Origin of the sequence: Enterococcus durans, assembly GCF_002277935.1 — a bacterium.
GTDB lineage: Bacteria > Bacillota > Bacilli > Lactobacillales > Enterococcaceae > Enterococcus_B > Enterococcus_B durans.
The window spans coordinates 1,958,189-1,970,860 of sequence record NZ_CP022930.1; the positions used below are offsets into that span (position 1 = coordinate 1,958,189).

Below are 12,672 nucleotides of genomic sequence, written 5' to 3' on the forward strand. Positions count from 1 at the left end.
TCACGCTTTTTTTCTATCGTAAACTAAAAATTTTAAATTATAAGGAGAGAATGCGATTATGAATGCTGACCCTGAGAGTCAGTCGCTGTTAGCGCAAATTTTATTACTGATCATTTTGACTTTGATCAATGCTTTTTTAGCTGCTTCCGAGATTGCAGTGGTTTCGATCAATAAAAATCGAATCGAGCAAAAGGCGGAAGAAGGAGATACCAAATCTCAAAAGCTTTTAAAAATATTGCAGAACCCAAATAACTTCCTGTCAACGATCCAAGTAGGGATTACATTAGTCAATATCCTATCTGGTGCATCATTAGCCAATACACTGTCAGAACGATTAGCCCCTGTCTTAGGTGGTGGAGTGGCAGCTAAAAACATTGCCAACATCATTGTATTAGCTATTTTGACCTATGTATCCATTGTATTTGGAGAATTGTATCCAAAACGTATCGCGTTGAACAAGTCAGAGGAGGTAGCGAATTTTACTTCTGGAATGATTCGTACGATCGGTATAGTCGCTAAACCATTCGTTTGGCTTTTATCTGCTTCAACTAGTTTGTTAGCAAGGATCACACCGATGACTTTTGACGACGAAGATTCGAAAATGACCAGAGATGAAATGCGGTATATGCTGGAGACTGAAGGCGTACTGAACAATGAAGAATTAGAAATGTTACAGGGCGTTTTTTCTTTAGATACCAAAGTTGCACGCGAAGTGATGGTTCCTCGAACAGATGCTTTTATGATCGATATCAATGACTCCGTTGAAGATAATGTCAATGAAGTTTTATCAGAAAATTATTCAAGGATTCCTGTATATAATGAAGATAAAGATAAAGTAGTCGGAATCTTGCACACGAAGAATTTATTGAAAGCCGCACATAAATTTGGCTTTGATCATTTAGATCTACAAAAGATCATGCAAGAACCATTGTTTGTACCAGAAACAATATTTATTGATGATCTTTTATATGAAATGAAGAAAACACAAAATCAAATGGCGATCTTGCTTGACGAATACGGTGGCGTAGTAGGTTTAGCAACATTAGAAGACTTGTTAGAAGAAATCGTTGGGGAAATCGATGATGAATCAGATGAAGTCGAAAACCTTTATGAAAAAGTAGATGAACATGAATACCTTATCCAAGGCCGCATGTTGATCGATGAATTCAACGAAGCCTTTGATAGTGATCTGCACATGAGCGATGTTGATACTATGGCTGGATACTTGATCACAGCCTTAGGAATGATTCCTGATGAAGGTGAGAAACTGTCCTTTGATGTTGACAACATCACGTTGATTTCTGAAGAAATGGAAGGTTCTAGAATATTGAAGATTCGAGTGCTATTCCATGATCCTGAAGAAATGGAAGCAGAACCTGATGAGGAACGTCGCTATTTCAGAAAAGAATTTGAAGATGACGAACCAAGAAGATAAACAAGTTATTGTTTGAAGAGTAATATGACTTGTAAGAATAGATGTGTTGCGTAAGAGCAGCATGTCTATTCTTTTTTGAACGTATAAATCAATTTCGCAAGAAATCTTGATGTCATGGCTTTTTCAATCACTTAATCCATGCTATACTGATTTAGTTGTGAAAAGAAGAGGCTGAGACAGAAGTGTTTAACTCCGAGAAATAAGAAGGAGTTGTTTCTGATCCCACCGTTTATTCGTTTTTAAAGAATGAGACAAAAGTGTTTCTTACTTTTGTCCCATGCTCTAGAGGATCTAGAGGAACATTAAATAAAAGATGAAAGAATGGAGTTAAACTATGAACAATCCAGAGTTAAAACAACAAGTGGACAATCGGCGTACTTTTGCCATTATTTCCCATCCGGATGCAGGGAAAACAACGATTACTGAACAATTATTATTATTCGGTGGCGCGATTCGCCAAGCAGGAACAGTCAAAGGAAAAAAGACTGGTAATTTTGCTAAATCTGACTGGATGGAGATCGAGAAGCAACGCGGTATCTCTGTTACGAGTTCAGTGATGCAATTTGATTATCATGGAAAAAGAGTCAACATCCTGGATACACCAGGACATGAGGATTTTTCAGAAGATACGTATCGTACATTGATGGCAGTGGATAGCGCAGTCATGGTCATCGATAGTGCAAAAGGGATCGAAGCCCAGACAAAAAAACTATTCAAAGTTGTTAAAAAACGGGGAATTCCGATTTTTACATTTATCAATAAACTTGATCGTGATGGTCGCGAGCCTTTGGAACTTTTAGAAGAATTAGAAGAGTTGTTAGATATCGAATCTTATCCAATGAATTGGCCAATCGGCATGGGGAAAGGCCTAGAAGGATTATACGATATCCATCACAACCGTATCGAATTTTATCGTCCGGAAAACTATAACGATGAACGGTTGATCGAATTAGATGAAGATGGCTTACTACCAGATGGACATCTGCTAACAGAAAATTCATTGTATGAACAAGTACTTGAAGAAGTTGAATTGCTCAAAGAAGCAGGGGACTCATTCAATGAGGAGAAAATTGCTCGCGGGGATCAAACGCCAGTATTCTTTGGCTCAGCGTTAACGAATTTTGGTGTACAGACTTTTCTAGAAACATTCGTGGAATTAGCTCCATCTCCTTATAGTCACAAGACACAAGACGAACAAACTGTTAGCCCCTACGAAGAAGAATTTTCAGGCTTCGTGTTTAAAATCCAAGCAAACATGAATCCAGCACATCGGGACCGCATCGCATTTGTTCGCGTTTGTTCTGGTACATTTGAACGTGGAATGGATGTGTCATTGGAGCGTACAGGTAAAAAATTAAAATTGAGCAACGTGACGCAATTTATGGCTGATTCACGTGAAAATGTCGAAAAAGCTGTAGCAGGTGACATCATCGGAGTTTACGATACAGGGAATTACCAAATAGGGGATACTTTATATGAAGGAAAATTAAAAGTTGCATATGAAGAATTACCGTCCTTTACACCAGAACTTTTCATGAAAGTTACTGCCAAAAATGTGATGAAACAAAAATCTTTCCATAAAGGAATCTATCAATTGGTCCAAGAAGGAGCAATCCAATTATACAAAACGTATTTGACTGAAGAATATATCATTGGTGCAGTGGGACAACTACAATTTGAAGTATTTCAGTACCGAATGTTGAATGAGTACAATGCGGAAGTCATCATGTCACCGATGGGGCATAAAATTGCTCGATGGATCGATCCTGAAGATTTAGATGAACGAATGAGCTCAAGTCGTAATATCTTAGCGCGTGACCGTTTTGATCAACCACTGTTCTTATTTGAGAATCAGTTTGCGGAGCGTTGGTTCGCAGATAAATACCCAGATGTAAAATTGAAAAGCTTATTATAAAATAAAAAACTCTTTTCCGATAAATCGGAAAGGAGTTTTTTCTTAATTTGAGAAAAATAAATAAATCTTTATTCTTTAGGTGAATTACAATTGATTTGCGTACCTATAGAAGAGATGAGGTGAAAGATTATGGAGACAGAGGAACAACGTAAAGACAGGATTGCAAAAAAGAAATTAGAAATGCAACGTCTTTGCCGAATGTTGGATATAGAAGACTGGGATCAAAATGAATGGCTTCTCAGAGAAGTACGCTCAATTGTCCAAAAAGAAAAGAAAGCGAAAAAAGAGACGGAAAAATCAACAGGGAACAAAGTAAGAAGTGTGGCAACTTCGAAAAGCATAATGAAGAAACATCTACATACAAAAACTCCTTGAAAGTCAATCTGACTTTCAAGGAGTTGCTCTATTTAATAGCCTTTACATTGCAAACTCGGTATCCAAGTGATGTTTAGGGATAGAAATCTCCACTAACCCAGCTAATTCGATGACTTTGATTTCTTCTTCATGATACACAGCGTCATGGATTTTTTTCAAGAAATATTTTTTTACTTCTTCAATTTCTTTTGGCTGTACTTTTCGATTTTCATTGATCAGCAAGATTTCATTATGTTCAGGGGCTTCAGTATAGACAATTGTCGTATTTCCTGCAGTATACACTTTTACCATATGAGCATCGGTATTCTCTAATTGATTTAATACTAAACGTGAATGGCTATTCGTTACATTAACAAATTTCATGGCGCTCACCTCATTTATGTAGTTTTTTAGATACAACCTTAGTTAATTATAATTTTTTTTTAATCAAATGAACAGTATTTTGATTTCTATAGAAAAAACAAACGCCTATTCTGTCCCATGATGGGGTAGAATAGGCGTTCTGCTTTGATAAAATCCACCAGAATTATTCTGCTTCAGTTTCTTCTTTGACCAAACGTTCTGGTTTTGATGTGATAACGATTTTACCATCTTTATCTAATTTTGCTTTTAGATCGTGGATAGCTGGATGATCTAAGTAGAATTCGGCAATACCATCTTCAATCTGTTCTTGGATCGTTCGACGAAGAGGGCGAGCACCCATTGAAGGATCATATCCTAAATCGACTAATTTTTCTTTAACATTTGTTGGTACTTCAATGTGTAGTTGTTGGGCTGCCAACATATTGTTTACATCATCTAGCATTAGAGTGACGATTGTCATCAAGTTTTCTTTCGATAATGCATTGAATTCAATGATGCCATCAAAACGGTTCAAGAATTCAGGAGTAAAGTAGTTGTTCAATTGATTCAAGACAGAGCGAGTGACACCTTCTCTTGCTGCACCAAAACCAACATTTGCTTCTACTTTTCCAGTACCAGCATTACTTGTCATGATGATGATCGTGTCTTTGAAGCTGACTGTTCGCCCTTGTGCATCCGTTAGTCGGCCATCATCTAGGATCTGTAAGAACATGTGCAATACATCAGGATGTGCTTTTTCCACTTCGTCTAAGAGAATCAAGCTGTAAGGATTACGACGAACTTTTTCAGTCAATTGGCCTGCTTCTTCGTATCCAACGTAACCTGGAGGAGAACCGATCAATTTAGACACACTGTGTTTTTCCATGTACTCAGACATATCGAAACGAATCATTGAATCTTCAGAACCGAATAGTTCAAAGGCTAATTGTTTCGCTAACTCAGTTTTACCTACACCAGTTGGCCCTACAAATAGGAACGAACCGATTGGACGATTTTTCTTGTTTAGACCAACACGATTGCGGCGGATGGCTTTTGCTACTCGATCCACTGCATTATCTTGCCCAATGACATGTGCTTTTAAATCACTTGCAAGATTTTTCAATTGTGTTTGTTCTTTTTCTTTTAATTCGCCGACAGGAATACCTGTACGTTGTTCGACGATTTTTTCCATATCTTTTTCAGTAATGACAGGTGTTTCTTCATCTGTCAATTGGCGTTCTTTCATTTTTTGCAATTTGTTGATTTGGTCACGATAATAAGCTGCTTTTTCGAAATCTTCTTCTTTTGAAGCTTGAGTCTTTTGTTCTTCTGCTTCTTGAAGCTTCTTATCGATCGTTTTAGGATCAACGATTTGGATCGTTAAGTTTTTCTTTGAACCAGTTTCGTCTAATAAGTCAATGGCCTTATCTGGTAAGAATCGGTCTTGGACATAACGATTCGATAAAATAGCAGCGGCTTCGATTGCTTCATCTGTATATTTGACATGATGATAATCTTCGTAACGTTTTTGCAATCCTTTTAGGATACTGATTGTTTCCTTCACTGTAGGTTCGTCTACTCGGACTGGTTGCATGCGTCGTTCTAATGCTGCATCTTTTTCAATGATCCGGTACTCATTCAAAGTTGTAGCACCGACCATTTGGAGTTCACCACGGGCAAGAGCAGGTTTCAAAATGTTTCCAGCATCCATATTTCCATCTCCGGCAGAACCTGCACCAACGATTTCATGGACTTCATCAATAAACAAGATCACATTTTCTGCTTGCTTGATTTCTTCAATCAATTTTTGCATGCGTTCTTCAAATTGACCACGGATACCAGTACCTTGAACTAAGGAAACGACATCTAACCGAATGACTTCTTTATCCATCAATTTTTGTGGAACATCACCGTCGACGATTTTTTGTGCAAGGCCTTCGACTACTGCTGTTTTACCAACACCTGGTTCACCAATCAATACAGGATTGTTTTTGGTCCGACGATTTAGGATCTCAATGACTCGTTTGATCTCATCATCTCTGCCGATCACTGGATCGATGTCTCCTTGACGTGCTTGTTCTGTGATGTTGATACCATATTCACCGAGTAAGCCATCTGTATTTCCTTGAGGTGGTTGCCCGCCATTGAAATTGTTGTTTCCACCAAATTGAGTTGGTGGTGTTTGTTCCATGTTTCCTTGTTGTTGCATTTGGCGTGACATTGATCGAAATAGATCGTCTAAACTGCCAAAACCAAAAGGATCATTTTGGGCCATACTTGTCAGACCTCCATTTTGCTGATTTTTGATTTTTTGATAACAACTTTGACAATAGTCCAGCTGTGTTCGCTGACCGTTTACTGTTGCATATAAGTGGATCGTTGCTTCATTTTTACCACAATTTTGACAAAGCATAAATGATTCACGTCCTTTCAGTTAATTACATTTCTATTTTACAACCTGTTTTTATTAAGGTAAAAGAATAACCCTCATCATTATAGGTAGTTAAGAAAGGTGGAAAATGTAGTTGACCATTCCTGACCTTTGAGTTCTATTATACTAAATTTATTAACCGACGCAAGTATTTAGTTTGATTTGAGAAGGAAAGTGAATAGTAGTGGAGCGATGCTGATAGAATAAGGAATAGAACATCATTCAACGATGATTTAAAATTCGTTCTGAAAATAACTTTCATGGTCAGAGTGAACGCATAGCCCTTATTGATGTTATGATATCCGCTGTCATTTTTAAAAACCATATGAAATATTTTTATACACTTTTGAGTGAATTTAAATGAAAACTGTTGTATCTGTCGGCAAAAAATGGTAATCTTTACAGATGAAAGGGTACTACTTCTTAGCGTTCCTAATGAATGCTAAAAAAGAAAACCCTCACATAAAAACAACACTCACTTAAAGGAGACCGATTAATATGGAAAAGAAAGAATTTCACGTAGTAGCAGAAACTGGGATCCACGCACGTCCAGCTACATTATTAGTACAAACAGCAAGCAAATTTAACTCTGATGTAAACTTAGAGTATAAAGGTAAATCAGTAAACTTGAAATCTATCATGGGCGTTATGTCTTTAGGTGTAGGCCAAGGTTCTGACGTTACTATCACAGCTGAAGGTGCTGACGAAGCGGATGCAATGGCAGCTATCGTTGAAACAATGAAGAAAGAAGGCTTATCTGAATAATGGTTGAAATGCTAAAAGGGATTGCCGCTAGTGACGGAGTTGCCGTTGCAAAAGCTTACCTGCTAGTTCAACCGGATTTAACATTCAGTAAGACAACAGTAGAAGATACTTCTGCCGAAGAATCTCGTTTAGATGATGCTTTAGCTAAATCTACTGAAGAATTGCAGCAAATTCGTGAAAAAGCAGCGCAAAGCTTAGGTGAAGCAGAAGCGCAAGTATTTGACGCTCATTTGATGGTTCTTTCAGATCCAGAAATGGTTGGCCAAATCAAACAAAATATCAAAGATAACAGTGTAAACGCTGAATCAGCGCTAAAAGAAGTTACTGATATGTATATCGGTATGTTCGAAGCGATGGAAGACAACGCATATATGAAAGAACGTGCGGCAGACATCCGTGATGTTGCAAAACGTATTTTAGCACATCTATTAGGAGTGACATTACCAAATCCATCAATGATCAACGAAGAAGTGATCGTTGTTGCACATGATTTGACTCCTAGTGATACAGCGCAATTAGACCGCAAATATGTTAAAGCGTTTGTAACTGATATCGGCGGACGTACTTCACATTCTGCCATCATGGCTCGTTCTTTAGAAATTCCAGCAATCGTTGGAACAAAAGAGATCACTGCTAAAGTCAAAGAAGGCGACATTTTGGCTGTCAATGGGATCGAAGGCGATGTAATCGTTCACCCAACTGACGAACAAAAAGCTGAATTTGAAAAAATCGGTGCTGATTACGCTGCTCAAAAAGCAGAATGGGACAAACTAAAAAATGCTGAAACAGTTACAGCTGATGGCAAGCATTTTGAGTTAGCCGCAAACATTGGTACACCAAAAGATCTAGTTGGTGTTCACAACAATGGTGGTGAAGCAGTAGGACTTTACCGTACTGAATTCTTGTACATGGATTCTCCTGACTTCCCTACTGAAGATGATCAATATGAAGCGTATAAAGCGGTTCTTGAAGGAATGGATGGTAAACCAGTCGTTGTTCGTACAATGGATATTGGTGGCGATAAAGAATTACCTTATCTGCAATTACCTCATGAAATGAATCCGTTCTTAGGCTATCGTGCACTACGTATCAGCTTGTCTGAATTAGGTGACGAAATGTTCCGTACACAAATGCGCGCATTGTTACGTGCATCTGTTCATGGAAACTTACGCATCATGTTCCCAATGGTAGCGACTCTTAAAGAATTCCGTGCAGCGAAAGCAATCTTTGAAGAAGAAAAACAAAAATTAGTGAGCGAAGGCGTGGAAGTATCTGATACGATCCAAGTCGGCATCATGATTGAAATCCCTGCAGCAGCTGTCTTAGCAGATAAGTTTGCGAAGGAAGTTGACTTCTTCTCAGTAGGTACGAATGACTTGATTCAATACACAATGGCAGCTGACCGTATGAACGAACGTGTATCTTACTTGTATCAACCTTATAACCCTTCAATTTTACGTTTGATCAAAAACGTGATTGATGCAGCACATGCTGAAGGTAAATGGGCTGGTATGTGTGGAGAAATGGCTGGAGATCAAACCGCTGTTCCTTTACTTGTAGGTATGGGATTAGATGAGTTCTCAATGAGTGCGACATCTATCTTAAAAACACGTAGTTTAATGAAACGTTTAGACACAACGAAGATGGCGGAACTTGCTGATCGTGCTTTGAAAGAGTGCGACACAATGGAAGAAGTCGTTGAACTTGTTAACGAATACGTAAAATAAACAAGCTAGCAAAAAGAGGCCGGAACAGAAGTATTCAACTCCGAGAAATAAGAAGCGATTCACGGAAATTGCTTTTCAAATTTTTGTGAATTTCGGCTTATTTTCCCGAAGGAGTTGCTTCTGCTCCCGCCGATTATTCATTTTTTAGAGCGTGAGGCAAAAGTAAGAAATACTTTTGCCTCACGTTCTTTTTTTATGACTTTAGAAAATCCAGTGATTATTACAGATAGGCATCAACAAGTCATCTAGATTTTTTGAATAATAATCAATAGATGATTAAAATAAGCAAAAAACGCATTATTTGCTGAACCTTTTAAAAATAGGGCTTAAGTTTGAGTGACAGTTTCCGTGCTATGTTATACTATATAAGTGAAGGAGGACGTAAATTGAAGGTATTATTATATTTTGAAAGTGAAAAAATGCTGGCAAAATCTGGTATCGGACGTGCACTTGACCATCAAAAACGTGCTCTAAAAGATGTAGGAGTTTCGTATACATTAGATAATAAGGAAGACTATGATATTTTGCACATCAATACATATGGTATCAATAGTCATAACATGGTTAATCAGGCGAGAAGAGATGGGAAAAAAATCGTTTATCATGCACACTCGACGGAAGAAGATTTCCGTAACTCGTTTATTGGCTCAAATCAATTGTCGCCCCTAGTCAAAAAATACTTAGTGGGACTATACAGTAAAGCGGATTACTTGGTTACGCCCACTCCTTATTCAAAACAATTATTGGAAGGCTATGGACTTACTGTACCGATTCAAGCAATTTCAAATGGAATCGATTTAGAAAAATATCGTCCTGATCCAATCAAGGAATTAAAATTCCGTGAACATTTTCAGCTTTCTGAAGATCAAAAAGTGATCATTTGTGTCGGGCTTTTCTTTGCCCGTAAAGGCATCATTGATTTTGTCGATATTGCTAAAAAAATGCCAGAATATACATTCATCTGGTTTGGACATGTGCCCATGTATTCGATCCCTAAAAATATTCGAAAAATTGTCAAAGAGGATCATCCTGACAATGTGATTTTTCCCGGATACATCAGTGGGGAGATTATTGAAGGGGCTTATTCTGGTGCAGATTTATTTTTCTTTCCTTCTTATGAAGAAACTGAAGGAATCGTCGTTTTAGAAGCACTAGCAAGCAAACAAAATGTTCTCGTACGAGACATTCCGGTGTATAATGGTTGGTTAGAAGACAAAAAAAATTGTTATATGGGAAATACGAATGATGAATTTTGCGAGATGATCAAAAGTATCATGGAAGAAGAAGTTCCTAGTTTGGTAGAAGCCGGGTATCAGACAGCCCAAGAGCGCAGTATTGAAAAAATTGGTGAGCAACTTCGAAATGTTTATCTGCAAGTACTTGATGAATAACATTATTCTAAAATAAAAACAGGGTAGTTTGGAGGCGAAAAAACATGAAAATTGGCTTTTTTACCGATACCTATTTTCCGCAGGTAAGCGGAGTTGCGACCTCAATAAAAACCTTAAAAGAAGAGCTAGAAAAAAATGGACATGAGGTATATATTTTTACAACGACTGATCCCAATGCTGATAAATTAGAAAAAGATGTGATCAGGATGCCAAGCGTGCCATTTGTTTCATTTAAGGATCGTCGTGTAGTAGTGAGAGGAATGTGGTATGCCTATTTGGTAGCTAAAGAATTAGAATTGGAACTGATCCATACACATACAGAGTTTGGTGCTGGAATACTTGGGAAAATGGTCGCCAAGAAATTAAAAATTCCTTTGATCCATACGTACCACACGATGTATGAGGACTACTTGCACTATATCGCAAAAGGTAAAGTGCTTCGCCAGTCCCATGTGAAGTATCTTTCACGGTTGTTCGCCAATCACACAACAGGCGTTGTTTGTCCAAGTGAGCGGGTAATCGACACGTTAAGAGGCTATGGTGTCGTGACACCATTACGTGTGATTCCAACGGGGATCGATATTGAAAAATTTAAGCGTGCCGATATCACGAATAAAGACATCGAAAAATTAAGACAATCCTTGCACATCGAAAAGGATCAACTAATGATCCTCTCGTTGAGTCGGATTTCCTATGAAAAAAACATTCAAGCGCTAGTTTATGGCTTGCCGCAAATAATCAAAGCATATCCTAATGCACGCATGGTGATCGTCGGTAAAGGACCTTATCTGGAAGAGCTACAGGAATTGATTACTACGCTTGATTTGAGTGAATATGTCCAATTTACTGGAGAAGTGGCAAATGATGATGTTGCATTATACTATAAAGCAGCGGATTTCTTTGTGAGTGCATCAACGTCAGAAACACAAGGACTAACGTATACAGAAGCTATGGCTGCTGGAACGCCTTGCGTTGTGGAAGGAAATGCCTACTTAAATCGCTTGTTTGACCATCCTTCTTTGGGCAGAACCTTTGAAACAGATCAGGATTTCGCACCAGCACTTATTGATTATATTAAAAGCGAAGTACCCCATGATCCACAAGTATTGGAATCGAAATTATATGAGATTTCTTCTACGCATTTTGGTGAAGCGATGATTGAATTTTATGAAGATATGATCGTTTATCATGCAAATGAATTACAAAGAAAAGAAGAAGAAGCATCAATCGAAAGAATAAAAATAAAATTAAATTCGTTTAAACGATAAAAATCAGGCGTTTACTCTAAAAAAATCCTTGTTTCTGGCGTATACTAGCATAGAGACAAGGATTTTTGATTTTTAGGAGGTAAAGAGATGAAAATTGGATTTATTGGTACCGGAGTAATGGGGAGTGCGATCGTGCGTCATCTGCTAGAAGCTGGGCATGAGTTGACTGTCTATAATCGAACAAAAGCAAAAACGGATCAGCTTGTAAAAGAGGGAGCCGTTTGGGCAGACACGCCAAGAGAGGTAGCTGCTACTAGTGAAGTCATCTTTTCGATGGTAGGCTATCCACAAGATGTAGAAGAAATCTATTATGGGGATACTGGCATTTTTGCCACTGATGTGACGAATCGTGTCTTAGTCGATTTGACAACAAGTACACCGACTTTAGCAGAAAAAATTGCAAAAACTGCCAAAGAAAAAGGAGCAGTAGCGCTAGATGCCCCAGTATCTGGTGGAGATCTGGGCGCTAAAAATGCGACATTAACGATCATGGTCGGTGGAGAAAAAGAAGTATATGATAAAATTTTGCCACTATTCCAAGTCTTTGGAACGACCTTCACGCTTCATGGATCAGCAGGTAAAGGGCAGCATACTAAAATGGCAAATCAGATCATGATCGCAGGCACAATGACAGGTATGACGGAAATGTTGGTTTATGCGGAAAAAGCCGGTCTTGATCTAGAAAAAGTCATTGAAACACTTGGCGGGGGCAGCGCAGCCAATTGGTCATTAAGTAACTATTCTCCTCGCATCCTGAAAAACGATTATACACCTGGTTTCTTTGTCAAACATTTTATCAAAGATTTAAAAATTGCTTTGGATGAAGCAGAGAAGCTTTCTTTAACGTTGCCAGCGACGGACCAAGCGCTGAAATTATACGAACAGTTAGCTGATCAAGGTTTTGAAAATGATGGGACGCAGGCTTTGATTAAACTTTGGTGGCCTGATGGAGAGATACCAGAAAAAAAATCTTAAAAAACTCGATTTTTTAGAGAAAATCAATGCAAGTCGGCCATGCTTTTG

10 protein-coding genes are annotated in these 12,672 nt (G+C 38.2%); 8 read left to right on the forward strand and 2 right to left on the reverse strand.

Annotated elements, in window-relative coordinates:
- Positions 1–58 precede the first annotated feature (58 nt).
- The 3 genes from CJZ72_RS09310 to CJZ72_RS09320 all read left to right on the forward strand — a co-directional run bounded on the left by CJZ72_RS09310 (position 59) and on the right by CJZ72_RS09320 (position 3,725).
- On the forward strand, positions 59–1,435 hold the full coding sequence (locus tag CJZ72_RS09310; RefSeq protein ID WP_005876315.1) for a hemolysin family protein: 1,377 nt from the start codon (positions 59–61) through the stop codon (positions 1,433–1,435).
- 334 nt (positions 1,436–1,769) lie between these two features.
- Positions 1,770–3,350 carry a peptide chain release factor 3 gene (locus tag CJZ72_RS09315; RefSeq protein WP_095443790.1) on the forward strand — a complete coding sequence of 527 codons (1,581 nt, stop codon included), beginning with the start codon at positions 1,770–1,772 and terminating at the stop codon, positions 3,348–3,350.
- Positions 3,351–3,479: 129 nt separating this feature from the next.
- Positions 3,480–3,725 (forward strand): hypothetical protein, encoded by a 246-nt coding sequence (locus CJZ72_RS09320; RefSeq protein ID WP_081134758.1) that lies wholly within the window; start codon positions 3,480–3,482, stop codon positions 3,723–3,725.
- Between the two features lie 42 nt (positions 3,726–3,767).
- On the opposite strand, the gene CJZ72_RS09325 is transcribed toward CJZ72_RS09320, so the two are convergent.
- Both CJZ72_RS09325 and CJZ72_RS09330 read right to left on the reverse strand, forming a co-directional pair.
- Entirely contained in the window at positions 3,768–4,088 is a 321-nt protein-coding gene (locus CJZ72_RS09325) for a DUF1827 family protein (protein WP_005876308.1), read from the reverse strand.
- A gap of 163 nt (positions 4,089–4,251) precedes the next feature.
- Positions 4,252–6,480, reverse strand: a complete 2,229-nt coding sequence (locus CJZ72_RS09330) for an ATP-dependent Clp protease ATP-binding subunit (protein WP_081134757.1) — start codon at positions 6,478–6,480, stop codon at positions 4,252–4,254.
- A gap of 516 nt (positions 6,481–6,996) precedes the next feature.
- Here CJZ72_RS09330 and CJZ72_RS09335 point away from each other — a divergent pair.
- The 5 genes from CJZ72_RS09335 (at position 6,997) to CJZ72_RS09360 (ending at position 12,624) form a co-directional block, all read left to right on the forward strand.
- Positions 6,997–7,263, forward strand: coding sequence for a phosphocarrier protein HPr (locus CJZ72_RS09335; protein WP_002287602.1), 267 nt, complete (start codon positions 6,997–6,999; stop codon positions 7,261–7,263).
- Positions 7,263–8,990, forward strand: coding sequence for a phosphoenolpyruvate--protein phosphotransferase (ptsP, locus tag CJZ72_RS09340; protein ID WP_005876303.1), 1,728 nt, complete (start codon positions 7,263–7,265; stop codon positions 8,988–8,990). Before CJZ72_RS09335 ends, ptsP begins: the two co-directional genes overlap by 1 nt.
- Before the next feature lie 386 nt (positions 8,991–9,376).
- Positions 9,377–10,381 carry a glycosyltransferase family 4 protein gene (locus tag CJZ72_RS09350; RefSeq protein ID WP_081134755.1) on the forward strand — a complete coding sequence of 335 codons (1,005 nt, stop codon included), beginning with the start codon at positions 9,377–9,379 and terminating at the stop codon, positions 10,379–10,381.
- Positions 10,382–10,425: 44 nt separating this feature from the next.
- On the forward strand, positions 10,426–11,649 hold the full coding sequence (locus CJZ72_RS09355) for a glycosyltransferase family 4 protein (protein ID WP_081134753.1): 1,224 nt from the start codon (positions 10,426–10,428) through the stop codon (positions 11,647–11,649).
- A gap of 87 nt (positions 11,650–11,736) precedes the next feature.
- Positions 11,737–12,624, forward strand: coding sequence for an NAD(P)-dependent oxidoreductase (locus tag CJZ72_RS09360; RefSeq protein WP_081134752.1), 888 nt, complete (start codon positions 11,737–11,739; stop codon positions 12,622–12,624).
- The last annotated feature ends 48 nt before the right edge of the window (positions 12,625–12,672 follow it).